Annotated in this window: 13 protein-coding genes and 1 pseudogene; 8 read left to right on the top strand and 6 right to left on the bottom strand. The window is 62.5% G+C overall.

Going from position 1 to position 17,322, the window contains the following annotated elements; genetic code table 11:
- Positions 1–52: 52 nt before the first annotated feature.
- The 3 genes from ASG53_RS19620 to ASG53_RS19925 form a co-directional block, all read right to left on the bottom strand.
- A complete protein-coding gene (locus ASG53_RS19620) occupies positions 53–2,182 on the bottom strand; it encodes a BbrUII/HgiDII family restriction enzyme (RefSeq protein ID WP_082544105.1) in 2,130 nt (709 codons plus the stop codon).
- Positions 2,179–3,246, bottom strand: coding sequence for a DNA cytosine methyltransferase (locus tag ASG53_RS19625; RefSeq protein ID WP_082544106.1), 1,068 nt, complete (start codon positions 3,244–3,246; stop codon positions 2,179–2,181). Before ASG53_RS19625 ends, ASG53_RS19620 begins: the two co-directional genes overlap by 4 nt.
- A gap of 508 nt (positions 3,247–3,754) precedes the next feature.
- The gene (locus ASG53_RS19925; RefSeq protein ID WP_156382843.1) at positions 3,755–3,922 is read right to left on the bottom strand and encodes a hypothetical protein; all 168 of its coding nucleotides are present in this window, start codon (positions 3,920–3,922) and stop codon (positions 3,755–3,757) included.
- Between the two features lie 816 nt (positions 3,923–4,738).
- Here ASG53_RS19925 and ASG53_RS15440 point away from each other — a divergent pair.
- Positions 4,739–4,981 (top strand): hypothetical protein, encoded by a 243-nt coding sequence (locus ASG53_RS15440; RefSeq protein ID WP_056135388.1) that lies wholly within the window; start codon positions 4,739–4,741, stop codon positions 4,979–4,981.
- 584 nt (positions 4,982–5,565) lie between these two features.
- Here the strand turns inward: ASG53_RS15440 and ASG53_RS15445 are convergent.
- Positions 5,566–6,393, bottom strand: coding sequence for a DeoR/GlpR family DNA-binding transcription regulator (locus tag ASG53_RS15445; RefSeq protein ID WP_056135391.1), 828 nt, complete (start codon positions 6,391–6,393; stop codon positions 5,566–5,568).
- 258 nt (positions 6,394–6,651) lie between these two features.
- On the opposite strand from ASG53_RS15445, the gene ASG53_RS15450 reads away from it, so the two are divergent.
- The 5 genes from ASG53_RS15450 to ASG53_RS15470 all read left to right on the top strand — a co-directional run bounded on the left by ASG53_RS15450 (position 6,652) and on the right by ASG53_RS15470 (position 12,121).
- The gene (locus tag ASG53_RS15450; RefSeq protein WP_056135394.1) at positions 6,652–7,932 is read left to right on the top strand and encodes an ABC transporter substrate-binding protein; all 1,281 of its coding nucleotides are present in this window, start codon (positions 6,652–6,654) and stop codon (positions 7,930–7,932) included.
- An 86-nt stretch (positions 7,933–8,018) separates the two neighbouring features.
- Positions 8,019–8,975, top strand: a complete 957-nt coding sequence (locus tag ASG53_RS15455) for a carbohydrate ABC transporter permease (RefSeq protein WP_056135397.1) — start codon at positions 8,019–8,021, stop codon at positions 8,973–8,975.
- Position 8,976: 1 nt separating this feature from the next.
- Positions 8,977–9,882 (top strand): carbohydrate ABC transporter permease, encoded by a 906-nt coding sequence (locus ASG53_RS15460; protein ID WP_235533965.1) that lies wholly within the window; start codon positions 8,977–8,979, stop codon positions 9,880–9,882.
- 46 nt (positions 9,883–9,928) lie between these two features.
- On the top strand, positions 9,929–10,786 hold the full coding sequence (locus ASG53_RS15465) for a ketose-bisphosphate aldolase (protein ID WP_056135400.1): 858 nt from the start codon (positions 9,929–9,931) through the stop codon (positions 10,784–10,786).
- Between the two features lie 117 nt (positions 10,787–10,903).
- Positions 10,904–12,121, top strand: a complete 1,218-nt coding sequence (locus tag ASG53_RS15470) for an ADP-dependent glucokinase/phosphofructokinase (protein WP_056136372.1) — start codon at positions 10,904–10,906, stop codon at positions 12,119–12,121.
- Here ASG53_RS15470 and ASG53_RS19930 read toward each other — a convergent pair.
- Positions 12,102–12,335, bottom strand: a pseudogene (locus ASG53_RS19930) (integrase core domain-containing protein); the annotation flags it as partial. The gene ASG53_RS15470 and the pseudogene ASG53_RS19930 overlap by 20 nt on opposite strands.
- Positions 12,336–12,395: 60 nt before the next feature.
- A complete protein-coding gene (locus tag ASG53_RS19935; protein ID WP_162246160.1) occupies positions 12,396–14,807 on the bottom strand; it encodes a P-loop NTPase in 2,412 nt (803 codons plus the stop codon).
- A gap of 327 nt (positions 14,808–15,134) precedes the next feature.
- Here ASG53_RS19935 and ASG53_RS15480 point away from each other — a divergent pair, with 327 nt between their 5' ends.
- Together ASG53_RS15480 and ASG53_RS15485 are read left to right on the top strand one after the other, a co-directional pair.
- Positions 15,135–16,640, top strand: a complete 1,506-nt coding sequence (locus ASG53_RS15480; protein ID WP_056135407.1) for a hypothetical protein — start codon at positions 15,135–15,137, stop codon at positions 16,638–16,640.
- Positions 16,641–16,733: 93 nt separating this feature from the next.
- On the top strand, positions 16,734–17,297 hold the full coding sequence (locus ASG53_RS15485; RefSeq protein ID WP_056136374.1) for a hypothetical protein: 564 nt from the start codon (positions 16,734–16,736) through the stop codon (positions 17,295–17,297).
- The last annotated feature ends 25 nt before the right edge of the window (positions 17,298–17,322 follow it).

Raw genomic sequence — 17,322 nt, forward strand, 5'->3', positions numbered from 1 at the left:
CGACCCCCGCGCGGACCTAAGATTGGCGGAGGCCGACTGGGACAGTCCGCCTCTAGCGCTTCTTTGCCATGATCGACGGGGTGGGGGTCGATACGGAAGATGAACCTTTTTGATCCTCCGTAGAACCAGCGGACTTGCCGCCACTAGGCTCCGGGATCAGTTCGTCCAGCGACTGCAGAACCTGATCCAGGGCGGTCGATTCGCGTTTCTTTTCGCGGTACTCCCGGTATCTCTGCTGCGCGTTGTGAAGCAGCTCGTCATAGTAGAGGACGCGACCATCGATATGCTGAACCTTCTCGGTAATAAACTGAGACTCAGTTCGATCGCCTAGATAGCCGACCTTCGGCTTCTGCCCCAGCACGAACACGACGTTAATCCCGCTATGCGCTTGCTGGCGCTTCTCGAGAACTTCCCTGAGTGCCTCGTGATACTTGTTTCCTTGCTCAACAAGATCGTCAATTTTCGAGGACCGTCCATATCTTTTCAGTTCCACAATCATGTGGACGCCGGCGGCAGATCTGTATTGTATGTCGATACGGCCTTGCTTCTGGTTCTCAGCCTCGGTTTTGCTGAATAGTGCACCGCTACGGATCCTAGAAAGTGCGATTTCCATGTCCGAATCGCCCGCCGCTCCCTCCCAGGAGGGATCAAGAAGCCACAAATTGTCAAAGAGGTGCTTCTGAAGGACTTTCTCGAGCTCATCCTTATTGATCAGGTGCTCTAGGCGCTCGATCGCCTCGAGCCGGGAACGCAGAATCTGGAGATAGAGCGCGTCTTCGTACGATCTGGAGGTTGCGAGTAGTGGCAGTACGTCGCTCGCTGTGAGTCCCTGCGAAAGTTTCTCGAGCTCTTTTCCGGTGTCCTCAATCGCAATTCTCTCGAAAGCCAGAACGCCGGCCTTAAAGAGCGCTGGCCGGTCCACTTCGCGGTCCAAATGGAGAGATGCGATCGTTCCGATCATATTTCTGGCTGCGTCGCGCTGGCCATCCGGCCGCTTGTCGACCCAGTCTCGAATAGTCGGATACTTTTCTGTCGCTTGCCGGAACTTTTCCTTTGGCCTTTCCTTGGACCACTGAGAGCCGGCATCGTTGAACATCTGACGCAACTTTTTGAGAAGCAGCTGGACCCGCTCGTCGTCCTCGACGAGTCGCTGACGGTCGCTCGTGGCAATGTCGTCGGCATCGTCCGTGTCCAAAAACTCTGCCCGGATCTGGCCTGTGACATAATTACCGAAGAATTTGTTGAAATCGAGCTGATCAAGAATTCCTTCCTGGATGGGTCTCGTCCGTGCCAAGATGATAATGTTTCGAAGAGACTCCTGCTTGTCTCCCTGGTCGACAAGGTCCGATGGCGAACTTACCGTTCCAAACCACCCCTCGATCTTCCAGCCACGTGAAATGTCAACCGTGGTTTCGGATTCAGGAATCACCCATGAACGTTTCACGTTGGGGGTGTGTGTAGCAGGGATCTCGCTAGCGCCGAGGTGCCAGATATACTGCAATCGCTTCAGATCATCGCGATCCGCGTACGTGATAGGGTCGCCATCGATCTTGATCACAAAGCGTGCGCTATCAGTTGCACTGAACTTTAGGACATCGAATCGGCGGGCTAAGCGCTTTCGCAACGCAGCCTTAGTCACGCCAGCTCTTTTCGTGTTGAGATCGCTGAGCACGATCCGCGTCCCGCGTTCCGGCATGTCCTCGGGGACAGGAATCGGCCTTGGGTGGTAGCCACTATTATCTCTGATGTGTGTGCGAAGCGCCTTGAGCGATATCTCGAATCCAGCAGAAAGTCCACCTTTGGCCGAATAGACCTTGACTGTATTTGCTAGAGAGTAAACGGAAAGCTTCCCAATGCCTTTTCGACCCATGAAAGGTCGTTGATGGATTGGTGAAACGTGCCCTTCCTTGTCGCGCTTCTTATATGCCACCGTCAAGTATCTCTCATCGAGTTCCTTGGCGGTCATGCCGGAGCCATCGTCTTCAATGGTCACCTCACCGTTGGCCACGTCCCACGTAATGTCGACCTCGTTTGCATCGGCGTCCCATGCATTGGCGACTAGTTCCGACAGGACCGCTGCCGCATTGCTGTACAGATTTATTCCGAGTGATTCAATTACGGCCAGGTCAACTGAGAAGGTAAAAGGCTGATCGACCTTCTCTGGCTCGATTTGTTGACTCACGTTGGTTCCCCCTGCTCGATGGACTGTGCTAGCGCTCTGATGAAAGTTTGACCGACAGCCCTGCCGAACGCGGGCGGTACAGCGTTTCCAATCAACTTTCCAACTTTGGAAAGGGTGGGCTTGCTTCCGGTGGGCACAAATTGATAGTCGACCGGGAAGCCTTGTAGCATTGCCGCTTCCCGGAGCGTTAAACTCCGGTCCTGGTCCGGATGGCCAAATCTGCCTGTGCCGAAGTTGTAGGCTTGGGTCGTAATGGTTGGCGCCGGACGATCCCACTCCATGCGGCTATAGAAAGACTGGAAGCTCTGACCAGATGGCTTCCGGTGACACGCCGCAAGGAGCGCTTCTGGCCAGTCGCGCCAAGTTCCGCCAGGTTTTGAGGCGCGCATGCGCTTCAAATTGAGAGGACTAAGCGACCGCGCCCTGTGTAGTGGGTCCGTCGGATCGGATTGCCCATTCTCGAGCACAGGAAGACCTGAAATAATATCCCGAACTGTCGTTGCGGGTCCGTTTCCCAAGCCTTTTGGGACATTGATCTCGCCCTGCCGAGAGGCGACCAATATTAGGCGCCGACGAGTCTGAGCGAGGCCGAAAAGTGGACCATTGACGGTGCGGTAATCAACCGTGTAGCCTAGTTCTTCTAGACCTTGAACAAACTGCTCAAACACTGGCATGCGCATTAGACGCACGACGTTTTCCATTGTTACGAATTCCGGCTTTGTTTCGTTGACCAATCGACCGAAATGTTCAAGGAGGGACCAGTTGCTTTCCTCGCTTGTGTCGGCGCCGCGTCGGTGGCTAGAGAATGGCTGGCAGGGGGCGCAGCCAGCCAAAAGACGCGTCTCAGCCCCATCCCAGATCTCCTCGAGGTGCTCCGCGGTGACCTCTGCGATGTCTGCATGCACAAAGCGTGCGCCAATATTTGCCTCGTACGGGAACCTGCAGGATTCGTCGAAATCGAAGCCTGCGGCAACCTCGATTCCGGCTTGCTTTAGCCCAAGCGACAGGCCGCCTGCCCCGCAAAATAGGTCAATAGCCGATATCGGTTTGGGCGCACTCGTCATGGCTGGATCATACGCAACAAGTCAGCCGGAGGCTAGTCCTGATCACACTTGTGCGTTGGGTCGTACTCGACTTGGCTGGAGACTGGGCGTTCGGGGCTGCAATCGGGCAAACTGCGCGGTCCTCTCGCAACTCAGCTGTGAGAGGGCTCCGGATTCGCGTGTGCGGAGTTACGGCCCGTCATGCGTTCTCCAAGGCAGAACATGCGGTCGTGAGGATCCTGAGCCAAGGAGGAGTGTGGCGCTAACTCGTACGTCGACGTTTGGCACAGTCACAGGTCGACTATCTTGCAGCATGTATCGGTTGGGTTGAGAGCGGCGGTTTATATCACCGGGGACGGCGTACGCGACCCGGTACCTGAGTCCTCGGCCGTGGAGCTCAGCACGGAGTGCCAGCTCGGGCGCGGTTTCTCGCCGCTTCGCCGCCCGCATGCGCCTCGTGACCTCTCCGGAGGTCGCGCCGGGGTGTGATGGGACCGACTGAGGAGTGAGGGCAGGCGGTCCCGCCCTGTCACACATGGGAGTCATAGAAGTCGAGGAAGCTGTCGATGCTCTTCTCGTTGATCATGACTTGCCCCGCCCTTGCCGCGGCGTCGGGCTGGCGGCCCTGGCTGAAGTCGCGAAGCGACAGTTTGAAGTTGGCCGTCCCCCTCAGGCCGGGATCTCCAAGCTTCGCCATTGAGCATCGCGCGTATCACCGCGGGACGTACGGCTAGCCGTTGTTGTAGCCCACGGAACGCGTCGTCTCGTTCTAGACGATGACTGTTGCGTCACCGTCGTACCGTGACCGCTGGCTCTCGAGCTCGTAGATGACGCACTAGAATGGCCGAAACTGCTCGACGTATCGCCGGGGCTCTGCCATCTCGTTCCGGTCGGCAACCTTCGATCTCGCATCGGACGAAATGAGTGCGCCGTAGCGAGTGGCGACTGCGGATCTTCTAAGATGGGGCCGTAGTCAAGCCGCGTCTTGGTCTTCAGCAGCTGGAACTCGACGAGGGCACGACGCCAAGCTCACGCAAGAAGCGGTCGGGCCGGCACTCGAGGTCGAGGCGCGTCCACGCACTACGGAGACGGTCTGGCCCAGTCGTGTCGCACATCTCGCGGATGGCTTCCATCGCCTCGATCCTTCGGTCGGTGAGTAGGATCTGCTCCCTCAACCGGCTGGACAGGTGCGGTTCGGGGCTGCGCAAGAGCTCGCCGTCGGTTCTGACATGGTCACCCGAGGTCCGGCCCAGAATTCGTTCCCCTTCGAGATCGACCCTGCACATCAGCGTCCCAAGGCTATTTCATGCACGTGGTTCGGAGTCGACGCGATCGGGCGGAGCCGCGGCGAGAGAGCGGCTCGGCGCGTGGACCTCAACCCGCGGAAGGTACCATCGCCCACTGGCGGGTCACGGAGCAAACGCCGAGGCTCACGCTACGAGGCTCAGATCCCTTGTTCTTTTCATCCCGCGGTGCGCGGCAGTCGGTGAACCTGGGATGGCATGCTTGGATCATGGCGACGAAAGAAGATCTGAAGGACTGGACCATCGAGGCGCTCCGCGCGTCGGGCGGGGAGCTCCACCATATCGACGTCGCGAAGGCGGTCTGGAAGTCTCACGAGGACGAGCTTCGGCGCTCTGGCGATCTATTCTATACATGGCAGTACGACCTCCGCTGGGCGGCTCAGAAGCTTCGCCACTCTGGATCACTGGAGAAGATTGATGGTCGCGGCGACGGCGTCTGGCGACTCGCCTAAATGTCGTCTGGCTATTAAATGATTGAGCGCCTGGTGGGGCTTGGAATAGCCCTTGCTTGCATCGGGGGTGAGCGTTTGCGCGCTCGACAGATCAGAGTGCGGCCGTCGGCTTAAGGACATAGCTCGAACAGGGATCGTCGTCGGCTAGAGAAGCTGTCCGGGGCAGATGAAGCGAGAGCCCAGCCGTCTGGTGCCCGTTTCCCGGTCAGAGAAGCGGCTTCACGCGTCGTTGCGGCAAGACGCGGTCAAGCCAAGGTGCGGCAATTTAGTCCATGCTGGGGACCGGTCCACCGTCACGACGCTCGGGAGTAGTACGGTTCTGCAGATGACGCGGCCCTCACCGCAGACTCCCACGGCGATGATAAGCGCGGCGGTCAGAGTGACGCTCCTGGCATGTAGTACAGGAAGGCAACCCCGGGTGCGGGTCACGTGAGAGAGCGACATTGCCATCTCGTCAACCTCACGGCTATTGGCACTGCTTAGTGCCGACTAGACGACACTGGGCCTCTTTGCGATTTGGCCGCGGTGGCGATGTACCGACGACCAACATGAGGGGTTCGCAGGGCAGGGCCGCAAGCCTGGACCTAGGGCACCAGCACCTCAACCCCACTGTCCCGCAAAGCCCCCGCCAGCTCCTCAGGCGGCTCCGCATCGGTAACGAAGTAGTCCGCCCGCCCCAGACTCGCAATCTGCGCGAACAACCGCCTTCCGAACTTCGACGAGTCCGCCAGAATCGCGACCCGCGACGCCCGCGCCATCATCTCGCTCATCATGGTCGCCTCCTCGAGGTTGCTCGTGGAGTACCCCGTCTCTGCTGAGACCGCTCCCACCCCCAGCAGAGCAAGGTCGCACTGCACGTCGAGGTCGTGGTTGCCGGTCGAGGAGTGGAAGCTCACCGGCCCGATGGTCTTCTGGTCGGCGATGTGCACGGCCCCGCCGAACACATACAGCCCGCGGAAGCAGTCTGTCGACAGCTCGGGCGGCAGCCGCAGGCTGTTGGTCGCGATCGTCAGCCCGCGGTGGTCCTTGAGCTCGCGCGCCAGCGCCACGGTCGTGGTCCCCGCGTTGATCATGACGACAGAGTTGTCGTCGACCAGCGTCGCGGCGAGCGCCCCGATCTTCTCCTTGGCCTCCGACTGGTACCCGAGCCGGGTGTCGAAGCCTGTGTTGATCTGGGGGAGTGCGGTCTTGCTCATCGCGCCCCCGTGGGTGCGCACGAGGAGTCCGTCCTCGGCCAGGCGGTCGAGGTCTCGGCGGATCGTGTCCGTGGAGACGTCGAAGCGTTCGGCGATCTCCGCGACGGTCACCTGACCTGCCTCGGAGACGTACGCCGCGAGCTCTGCCTTGCGGCCAGCGGGGAAGCGGCGGGGTGTGCCGGCACGATCGCTGCCCGTCGTTGTGATGGCTACCATCCCCCGTTTCTAGCACGTCCATGCGTCTTCTGGGGAGTCCCCGGCCGCGAAGAGCCGAAGAAAACCGCACTCACATGCACGAATCTGCGGTTCAGAGCCTCTCAAGTCGGCCCAAACTGGGTGACCTGCGTCACGATCTCAGCAACTTCCCAGGCATCTACTGCTTGACGGCTGGTCAGAGACGCGCCTACAGTGCTGCTAATCGTGCACTAAGACGCAGAAGTCGGCGCAATCCAGCACGTGTCTGATGGGAGAGAGATGAGCAACGACGCTCGTTCGACAAAGGTCGTCGGCGCTGTCGCCGCGACGATGGCAGTACTGCTCGCGGCGGGCTGTTCGGGAGGCGGAGACGACGCCTCGGCGGACGGCAGCGTCACCATCGAGTTCGCGCAGTGGTGGGAGCCCGAGCTCCCCGAGGGTGAGCTCCGGGCCCTCATGGACACCTTCGAGTCCGAGAACCCCGGCATCAAGGTCGAGCTCCTCAGCGGCCCCTACGCCTCCACCAAGGAGCAGGTCGTCGCCGGAGCCGCGACAGGCACCATGTCCGACGTCGTCGGTCTCGACGGTGCGTGGGTGAGCGACTTCGCCAAGCAGGGCGCGCTCGCCGACATGTCCCAGCTCATGACGGACGCCAAGTACGACGACAGCCAGCTCGCGAGCCAGGTGCAGATCGAGGGCTCGACGTACATGATCCCGGTCGTGAACTTCGTCTACCCGATGTTCACCAACGACGACCTCCTGGCCCAGGCCGGCGTCGACGCCCCGCCGTCGACCCGCACCGAGTTCACGGAGGCGGCCGAAGCCGTCACCGCGCTCGGTGACAACACCTACGGCTGGATCGTCCCGCTGTCCCTCGAGGCCCCGAACGGGATCCAGAACGACGTCATGTCGTGGGCCTGGGCCTCGGGCGGCACGATGCTCGCCGACGGCAAGCCGGACCTCACCAACCCCGACGTCACCTCCGCGGTCGACTACGTCAAGTCCCTCTGGGACGCCGGCGTCGTCGCACCGGGCTCCCTCACCATGAAGGAGCAGGACAAGGTCGAAGAGTTCACCAACGGTCGCGTCGGCATGATGATCGACTCCCTCGCGCACATCAACCTCATCCGCGAGTCGAACCCGGACCTCAACTTCTCCGTCTCGGCCGTCCCGGCCGAGGACGACTTCACAGGCGAGCGGGGCATCCCGTACGCGTCGTGGGGCATCGGCGTCTCGGAGAACTCCGAGCACAAAGAAGAGGCCTGGAAGCTCGTGGACTTCCTCATGAGCGAGAAGACCAACTCGGACCTCTCGTCCATGGCCAACGCCTTCCCCGGCAACACCACCTCCGTACCCGACTTCGTGGAAGACGACGAGACCTTCGCGGCCGCCTTCGAGATCTACAAGTCCGGGTACCCCGCGAACGAGTTCGTCGGGCTCCCCGTCGCAGAGCAGCTCATGCGCCTCTTCGACGAGCAGCTGCAGAAGACACTCACCGGTGACCAGTCGGTCGACGACATGCTGCAGGCGTCGCAAGACGCCTGGACGGCTGAGTTCTAGACCGTTCCTGGTATCTAGCAGGTCGCGCCGTCGGGGAATCCCCCCTGAACCCGGCGGCGCGACCGCAAACCTGAGGAGGAAGCGCCATGAGGCCTGCACTCGCAGACCGTGACGCGAAGACCGGTCTCGACCGGTCGACGGAGGTCGCACCGACCCCGCGACGGAGGAAGTCCCTCAAGAGGGCCCTCGTCCCCTACGCGTTCTTGTCGCCCACAGGCATCTTGATGATCGTGCTCCTGCTGGTGCCGATCATCATGGTCATCAGCTATTCGCTGATGGACAACGTCATCACCAACAAGAACCCGGTGTTCGTCGGGATCGGCAACTACGTCGACATCCTCACCGACCCGACGTTCCTCGTCGCGGTCCGCAACACCCTGGTGTTCACGGGCTCGAGCGTCGTCGCCCACCTGCTGCTCGGGCTCGGCTTCGCGATGCTGCTCAACACCAAGCTGCTCGGCAACAAGGTCAAGGCCCTGTTCCGCGTCATCTACGTGCTGCCGTGGCTGTTCACCGTCGCGATCATCGCGGTGCTGTGGCGCCTCATGCTCAACCCCAACGGCGTGGTCAACTACCTGCTGAACATCGCCGGGATCATCGACCACAACGTCGAGTGGCTGTCCTCGCCGTCGACAGCGCTGTTCGCCGTGACCTTCATCAACATCTGGGCCGGCTACCCCTTCTACATGATCAGCCTGCTCGCAGGGCTCCAGGGGATCCCCAAAGACCTCTACGAGGCGGCGACGGTCGACGGGGCCAGCGCCCGGCAGCAGTTCTTCAACGTCACGCTCCCGCAGCTCAAGCCGATCATCATCTCGATGGCGATGCTCGACTTCATCTGGACGTCGCAGCAGTTCGCGCTCATCTGGATGACCACGGGGGGTGGCCCCCTCAACGTCACCGAGATGGTCAGCACCTTCACCTACAAGCTGGCGTTCTCCCAGTACGAATTCTCGATGGCCTCGGCGGCCGCAGTGATCGTGCTGCTCGCCACCCTGGTCCTGGCGTTCTTCTACGCCCGTCACCAGAATGCGCGGGACTGACATGACCACCACTGTGACCCCGGCGCCCACCTCGGCGCCGCAGACCATCAAGACCAGGCCCGCCGGCGAGAAGCGCGCCAAGGAGCAGCGGCTCCAGAAGATCGGCGTCTCGGTCGCCCTCGTGATCGGTTCGCTCTTCGCAGGGTTCCCCGTCTTCTGGATGCTCTCGAGCTCCTTCAAGGCGAACTCCGAGATCTTCCAGTTCCCACCCCGCATCATCACGGAGAACTTCTCCTTCGACGCGTACACGACCATCCTCGGCGACCCCGTCAAGGTGCGGTTCTTCGTCAACAGCTATGTCGTGTCGTTGTCCGTCACGGCGCTGACCCTCATCGTCGCGATCTTCGCGGCGTACGGGTTCAGCCGGTACGAGTTCCGCGGCAAGCGAGCGCTCAGCATGATCATCGTGACGGTCCAGGCCGTCCCGCCGATCACGCTCCTCATCCCGTTCTTCGGGCTGATGGTGACGCTCAAGCTCTACAACACCTACCAGGGACTGATCCTCACCTACATGGTGTTCACGTTGCCCTACGCGATCATCATGCTCACCGGGTACTTCAACACCCTGCCCAAAGAGCTCGACGAAGCAGTCAAGGTCGACGGCGCCGGGGCGCTCACAGCCCTGTGGCGGATCCTCGTGCCGATCGCGATCCCCGGGATCGTCTCGGTCGGCATCTACACCTTCATGATCGCGTGGAACGAATACCTCTTCGCGCTCACCCTCACCCGCACGGACGACATGCGCACCGTGCCCATCGGGATCCAGCTCCTCATGGGCCAGCACTCGTACGAGTGGAACGAGATGATGGCGATGAGCATCTTGGGGTGCATCCCCGTGCTCATCCTCTTCCTCTTCTTCCAGCGGTACTTCATCGGCGGGCTCACCGCCGGGTCGGTCAAGAGCTGACCCCCCTCAATCCACCGCTCCACACCCTCAGAAGGAGAATTCTCACATGCTGCTCAACGGCAAGGACCTGCTCGCTGTCGCCAACGACAACGACTTCGCGGTCCCCGCGTTCAACGTCAGCGACTACGCGATGATGAACGGCATCTTCGAGATCAGCGAGGAGAAGAACTCGCCCGTCATCATCGCGATCCACCCCGACGAGCTCAGCCACATCGGCACGGACATGCTGCACTCGATCATCGCCCGGGCGCACCGCTCGACCGTCCCGGTGACGATCCACCTCGACCACGGCGCCAGCTACGAGCAGGTGCTCACCGCCATCCAGGCCGGCTTCACCTCCGTGATGATCGACGGGTCGATGCTGCCCTTCGACGAGAACGTCGCGATCACCAAGCGCGTCGTCGAGACCGCGCACGCCGTGGGCCTCTCGGTCGAGGGCGAGCTCGGCACCATCGGCAAGCTCGACGAGCAGGCTGAGGCCGGCGGCGAGATCATCTACACGGTGCCGGAAGAGGCCGTGCAGTTCGTCAAGGAGACCGGCGTCGACTCGCTCGCCATCGCGATCGGCACCAGCCACGGGCTCTACCCCTCGACGCTCAAGCCCGAGCTGCGCCTCGACCTGCTCGAGAAGATCAAGGACCTGCTGCCGATCCCGCTCGTGCTGCACGGCGGCTCGAACAACCCTGACGACGAGATCGGCCAGGCCGTGAAGCTCGGCGTCAACAAGATCAACATCTCGAGCGACATCAAGGCGGCCTACCACCGCAAGATGCGTGAGGTCCTGCTGGACGCCGGAGAGCGCGAGCCCAACAGCATCCAGCCGCCGTCGGTCGCCGCGATGAAGGTCGTCGCCGCGCAGAAGATCGACCTGTTCAACGCGGCAGGCAAGGCCTCGCTGTACTGACCGGCAACCCTAGATGGCCCTGGCCGCCCACCTGCACAAGGAGGGCGGTCAGCGGCGTACTCGCACATGATGAGGCGACGCGCGACGGAGCGCGGGCGCACGGAGGACAGGACGACCATGGACAACAAGCGGCTGGTGCTCGGCCTCGGCGGGACCGTCGACTACGAGATCGTGTGGGACTCGGGTGTGCTCGAGGGGCTGATCCGCGAGTACGACATCCGCGCCGACGAGCTCACGACCGCCGTGCCCGTGACGAGCGAGCGGGCTCTGGTGGTGACGCTGCTGGCCTTCGTGCGGGACGGGGTTGGCGGGGAGCGGTTCGTCGCGTCCTCCGAGATCATCGAGACCTTCTCCGCGCGGTTCGAGCGGGAGATCACGCTCGGCGGAACGTGCGTGCGCGCGGCGATCGCGATGCGGACCCTCGGCGTGACGTGCACGCTGCACCTGGTGAGCATCGACGACCACGTGCGCCGGCTGCTGCCGGAGGGGTGCGCGTACATCTGCTCGGCAGAGGAAGACTCGACGGATCCGCACCTCATCGTGCAGTTCGGGGCTGGGGTGCACGTGGCTGCCGGGGACATCGACTTCACGGCGCCGCACCCGAACCGGATCATCTATGCGAACGACCCGCCCAACCGCGACCTGGTGATCGCGGAGGAGTTCGGGGACGTGCTGAGCACGGCTGACGTGTTCATGGTGGCCGGGTTCAACGTCATCCAGGACGAGGTGCTGCTCGAAGAGCGCCTGGCGCGGATCGCCGCGGACATCGACCGGATGCCCGCCGGGTCCCTGGTGTTCTACGAGGACGCTGGGTACCACATCCCGGAGTTCGCGACTCGGGTGCGGGACCGGATCCTTGATCGGATCGACGTGTACTCGATGAACGAGGACGAGATGCAGGCGTACCTCGGGCGGGGGGTGGATCTGCTGGATGTTGACGACGTGGAGGAGGCGTTGGGGGAGCTGCACGCGGTGATCCCGGCGCGGACGTTGGTGGTGCACACGAAGTACTGGTCGCTCGCTCGGGGGGAGCGGGCGGGGGAGCTGCGGGCGGCTCTGCAAGGCGGGATCACGATGGCTAGCACGCGGTACTGCTACGGGGACGGGTTCACGGTGGGGGACTACGAGGCTGTGGGGCGGCTGGCGGTCCATCAGGGTGGGGCTGACCTCGGTGAGGCGCTGGAGTCTCGCGGCAGCGGGTCGACCGCTGCGGTCCCCGCCTTCGTCCTTGACACCGCCGCCCCGACGACGATCGGTCTGGGCGACACTTTCGTCGGCGGATTCATCGAGGCATGGGCACACCAAATTCCGCCGACTAGTTGTTCTGTGTCATGACGTTGGTGACGATCGCCCGCAGGCGTGAGGCTGGGGGGTTCCAGAAGTCGAGGGCGGCGGCGCGTTGGGTTTAGGAGGTCCACTCGCGTGCGTAGATGAGTTCCTCGGTCAAAGTGCGGTTGTAGCGCTCGACCTTCCCGTTGTGCTTGGGGGTACGGGGGCTGATGCGCTGGTGCTCGGCTGTGGTCGCAAGGACGGCGCGGCCGAACTCGGATCTATCGAAAGGTGAGATTTCCCCGGCCCGACTGACCGCCCGTCCCATGAGGTTGTCGCATCAAACACTAGGTGCGGAGTCTGATCGATTTACTGCTTGCAGAAGATACAGGCGCTCGAAGGACTGTGCGGCGCTCTTCAATCGCATATTGCCCGGGTGCTTTGCCCGGCCATCCAGCATGCTGTCTCGAATTCTGCTCATAAGCGTTCGGCGTTCTGTTTCGCTTAACGCAGACTGCAGCAGCCACTCAGCTCCTTCCTGGAGAAGGACTGCATAAGTGTTTGGCGTTCTGTGGCCGCTCTTGTCTATGATCTCAAAGAGGATATTGAGCGCTTCTCCTCCGTGTTCGCCCGCTCGAATCGGATCATCATCGTTTATGGCCTGACGAAGACGGAGGTAAGACCATTCGGTGTCAATCATGAAGTCGCCTTCGCTCAAGGCGCGGGCCTGCCCCAGGAAATTCTCAGCCAGGCGGATATCGCCACTTTCGAGTTCAAAGCTGCCACGCTGGAGCCAGTAGTGAGCATCTTGCTCTAGGAGGTCCTCGATTTCCGAAAAGACTTTTCGAATATCAGAACGATCCTCAAGGGTTTTTCGAAGTTTGTCGTGGTTTATGAGGTCAGTGAGAAGGCGTCTCTCGGGCGTGGCCTTGTTTCCCGGGGCCTGTTTCGCGGCCATGGTAAAGGTGATTCCAGCAAATGGTTCGGATAGTTGGCCGGTCGTTCGATAGTGACTCACTACGCGCGCGGCGATCAACGAATGGCGAGTCGCGTATCTTCCTTTTGTGTCTCTGAATATGAGGCGCTGGCGCTCGAGAGCGTCCAGCTGCTGGAGCGCTCCTTGGCCACCACCAATCGCGGACAAGAAGTCGCTTCGTGAAAGCGGGTAGCCGTAGGTTGTTGCAATCGCGCAGGAGGCATAGGCGTAGGCGGCGGGGCCCGTCAATGCCTCACACTCGATTTTGATCATTTCCTCAAACCGCTGTCCGCTCGTAGCCTCAAGGAGGGCAACCAGAAGTTGCCTCTGAGACTTATTTCGGAACGCTCTACGCTGTTCCTCGAGGGGCCTTCCGACCAATACGCCTAGACGCCGGGCTCGATGCAGAGCATCTAGAAGATTGTCTATATCTTCGTTCGCGAGATGAGGCATGACAAAGTCTCGTTGCTCTTCAGGTGCGACCCCGATCTCGGCCAGGTCCAAGTCGCTTCGGTGGGTCGACGGTGTGGCAACAACGATCCGGGGTGAATCTATGGATTTGCCTAATATGGCGAGGATGAGAGTGTTGATCCGCCCTGCAAATCTTTCCGCTTCGTCGATGAAGACATAATCGGCCTTGGCGGCAAGGGCTTTTCTTGCCATATCGTTCAGGCTGTCTTGGCCAGATCGCTCGAGCCACAAGACCTTCTGGCCCTCGCCGTCAAGGAATAAGGCGAGTCGGCGGAGCGTTGTGCTTTTCCCCGAACCGACTGTTCCGGTAACTACGGCAACCCGTAGTTCCGGCGCGGAGAGGGACGTTGCGAGTTCGTGCTCGAAAGAGCGTTCGATAGCGTAGCCATCCACGATATCGCCCCACTGAGGTTCACGGCCCAACAGAAAGTTAGCCGGGTCCTCGACTGGCACTAGGCGCGCTTCGCTAACGTGCGTCCACGGCGACGGGGCGTCTGATCGCAGGTCAACCAAATTTTGAGACGGTAATTGCGGCAGGTACTTCTCGGAGAAGTCTCTGGCGGTCATCGGTATATGATAAACATTATGCTCCTTCAGGGCTGCTTTTTTGGCAAGCCCCAGGGAAGGGGAGACGAGATACGACCTTGGCCTAAGCTCTCGGCCTTCAGCCTTTCTACCTCGCGCCGCGATGTGGTGCCAGAGGGGGGATTCGTCAAGTTCTGTGCCGATGTAAATGACAGGGCTTTGGGGGAGGCGGCTCGCCAGTGCCGCATAATGACCATCTGTGCGTGCTGTGCGCGCTCCGAAATCATCGGCGGTGAACGTGACATTGGGGAAATCGCTGAGCATTCCGTTGAGGTGCGTAATGGTGTGGACTTGGGCGATTGGGGTCCTGTTCGACAATCCGGAAACAGGCGTATAGGGCCTGCCGGCAGCCGAGCTGCTCAGCTCGAGCACGTTGTCAATATTAATTGTGTATACGCCGGACCATGCGACGTGGAAGTAGCGCTTGTAGAATTCGGGTAGGGTCCGGGGGGCTGTGCGGAGCCTTTGTTCGAGCAGTCGCTTCAGCTCTTGGATATTAGTGCGCTTCGCGGCTGAGAAGATGTCTTGGAGCGAGGCTTGTCTATCGTATGGCTCCACGGGGAACGCAATCTTCCAAATTTCTTTCCCCAAAGCAACGCCTGCGGGAAGTTCTCGCCCGCTAGTGTCGCGAGCTTCGCGAGAGAATCCGGCGCCGACGAAGAGGATCGCATCCCCTGAGGCGATGACCCTATTAAGGTGCTTTTCGATGTGCTCGTCCACTGCGACTGCCCCCTCGTGTCGTCTACCCTGGTTGACGTTACTGCTTAAGACCGCCCATGGCATCGGGGTGAACGGGCGAAATCTGAGGTCGCGTAGGACGGGCGAGTCGCTGGAGCAACGCACGCGACTCGGAGTGTGCGAAGCGCCACGCCTCGGCGGGCAGTGGAAGACTCCGTAGTCGACAGGCGTCGGGCGCCGTGACCACAGTGCGGCGGCTGCCCTGGGAGTACGCGCCGGTGCGTACCACCATGACCATGATGATCGAGTGAATTGCTCTGTCGCTGGGCTTCGCGTGTGGAGCGAACGAAGAGAGCCAGGAGGCTAGCAATGCGTAAGAAGGTCCTGACTGACCCCAACCCGAAGCACTTCGTCCAGGTCAACCAGCGCCCGAGCCTTGGCATCGAGCTCCACTCGGGCCTTCCCTGGGTCGGCGTCGACCAGCAGGTCGGGCACGGCTCGGCCGACGCGCTGTTCGAGCTGACGGACGAGCACTACGCCTCGGAGATGGCCGGCGAGCCCGTCGAGGGCAGCTTTGTCATGGAGTGCTGGCGTGGGGAGCACAACGACAAGCTTCTCTACTATCCCAGCGGGAGGACGTGGCGGCCGGAGCGCTGGTCCGCCTCGCGCACGCGCCGGCTCCCGGACCCGTGCCGCGGTGAGATCTGGTGGCACGTCGACGCGCTGGGGGAGCCTGCAGACAGCGAGAACGCCGAGATCTCCCGCCAGCTCGCGGCCGGAACGGCCGAAGTCGTGACCGACGCCGAGGGCGTCCTCCGGATGACCTTCGCCCTCGTCGGCGACCTCGCCTACCCGCGCCCGGCCGCCCTGATCGGCGGTCTGACCGCCGGCAGCACCCGCGACCGGGCCCGCGCCATCCTCGGCGCCCCCGTCCACCCGGAGACCGACACCTTTCAGATCGAGGGCCATCCCGTCCACCTGACCTTCGTCGACGACGGCCTCGTCGAGGTCGCGCTGGAGCGCACCCCGTCCGTGCCGCCACCGGCCGGGCAGATCGGCGTCTTCATCGCGGCCGTCGGTGAGCCCGAGGCCGGCCCGGCCTTTCAGGCCGCCGCGGCCCTCGCGGGCACCACGCACCGCCGGTGGGCGGCCTCGTCCGGGGTCGGTCGTCGACTCCTCACCTTCGACGGTGGTGTCGAGATGCAGGTGCAGGACGACCGCGTGATCAGCGTGCAGGTCAGCCTGAGCTCTGAGGTTGGTGACTCGAGCTACCGGAGCGCCGCAGACCTGGTCCCCGGGGCGGACGAGCCGCTCACCCGCGAAAGCCTCCGCGCGGCCCTCGGTGGTCCCGTCGCGTCGAGCGGCCGGACCGACCTCTACAGGTTCGGGCGCCGCGACCTCGTCGTCGAGCACGGCGTCGTCGGCAAGCACGGCGTGCTCAGCGCGGGCAGCGGCGAAGTCCCGACGTCGATGACGGCGGTCTTGCGCGGCGTGACGCCGTCAGACCGGTTCTACCGCTGGCGCTCGGGCGAGTTCACGGTGTTCCTCGACGTCCTGGGACGACCGTCGTCGAACGCCCTCGCCGCGCGGGTGAGCGGCCTGCCCGGTGTGCGCGTGCGGCTGAGCAAGGGTGTCGTCGCGTCGGTCGAGATCGGGACCAGCGGTCACCAGAGCGAGCGTTTCGGTGCCTTCGTCGACGGGATGCCCGGCGCCCCGGTGATCGACGACATCGCCTTCAGCCGCCCCGGGACCTTCGGCGACCGCGGCTACGTGTGGGACTTCGACCGCGGCTGGATCCACGCGCTGACCTCCGACGGAACCGCGGTCAAGAGCATCACCATCACCGACGGGCCACCGCGCGGGTTCATCGACTGACGCGCGAGGCGAGCGGACCGATGGGGACTCCTGCCCGAGACTCCTGGGCCCAGGTCCGCGACCATGAAGGTCAGCCACCGAGAGGAACCGCCGATGTCCAGGCTCACCGATCTCCTGACCCCGCGTCTGCCCGAGGGCTTCACGGTCCCCGAGCCTCTCGACCGTGCCTGGTCGTGGATGGAGCAGCAGGGGTGGGTGGTCGACGGGCCGAACGGCTATTTCGTCACGCCGTACCCCGGGGCTCGTCAGCTCGGGGCTGTGTTCTCCGCGCAGGAGTCGCTCGACGGCTGGTTCCAGCCGGGCGACCCGGGCTTCGACCAGCTGGTGCCGATCGCGCAGATCTCCGGAGACGGCGGCACCGGGGCGGTGTGGATCGACGGGGACCAGGTGCGGTTCGTCGCGCTCGGCTCCGACGGTGACACCTACCTGCTCGCGGACTCGCCCGTCGACTTCCTCCGGCTGATCGCTGTCGGCTATCACGAGCTCGGCTCGTGGGACCTCGGGGAGGAACCTGAGGACGAGGACGCCGTCGAGGCGCACACCGCGTTCCGGGCATGGGTCGAGGCCGAGCTCGACACCGACGTCCCGTCGCTCTGGCCGGCCGCAGACCCGGACCCCTTCGAGGCGTGGGTCGGGCGGATGCAAGCCGAGCGCTGAGGCCAGACACCCGGGCCGCTTGCCG

The organism is Sanguibacter sp. Leaf3 (assembly GCF_001425965.1).
Lineage (GTDB): Bacteria > Actinomycetota > Actinomycetes > Actinomycetales > Cellulomonadaceae > Sanguibacter > Sanguibacter inulinus.

Coding starts and splice junctions, on each gene's coding strand:
- ASG53_RS19625 (WP_082544106.1), bottom strand. CDS start 3,246: ATGACGAGTGCGCCCAAACCGATATCGGCTATTGACCTATTTTGCGGG.
- ASG53_RS19925 (WP_156382843.1), bottom strand. CDS start 3,922: ATGGCGAAGCTTGGAGATCCCGGCCTGAGGGGGACGGCCAACTTCAAA.
- ASG53_RS15440 (WP_056135388.1), top strand. CDS start 4,739: ATGGCGACGAAAGAAGATCTGAAGGACTGGACCATCGAGGCGCTCCGC.
- ASG53_RS15445 (WP_056135391.1), bottom strand. CDS start 6,393: ATGGTAGCCATCACAACGACGGGCAGCGATCGTGCCGGCACACCCCGC.
- ASG53_RS15450 (WP_056135394.1), top strand. CDS start 6,652: ATGAGCAACGACGCTCGTTCGACAAAGGTCGTCGGCGCTGTCGCCGCG.
- ASG53_RS15455 (WP_056135397.1), top strand. CDS start 8,019: ATGAGGCCTGCACTCGCAGACCGTGACGCGAAGACCGGTCTCGACCGG.
- ASG53_RS15460 (WP_235533965.1), top strand. CDS start 8,977: ATGACCACCACTGTGACCCCGGCGCCCACCTCGGCGCCGCAGACCATC.
- ASG53_RS15465 (WP_056135400.1), top strand. CDS start 9,929: ATGCTGCTCAACGGCAAGGACCTGCTCGCTGTCGCCAACGACAACGAC.
- ASG53_RS15470 (WP_056136372.1), top strand. CDS start 10,904: ATGGACAACAAGCGGCTGGTGCTCGGCCTCGGCGGGACCGTCGACTAC.
- ASG53_RS15480 (WP_056135407.1), top strand. CDS start 15,135: ATGCGTAAGAAGGTCCTGACTGACCCCAACCCGAAGCACTTCGTCCAG.
- ASG53_RS15485 (WP_056136374.1), top strand. CDS start 16,734: ATGTCCAGGCTCACCGATCTCCTGACCCCGCGTCTGCCCGAGGGCTTC.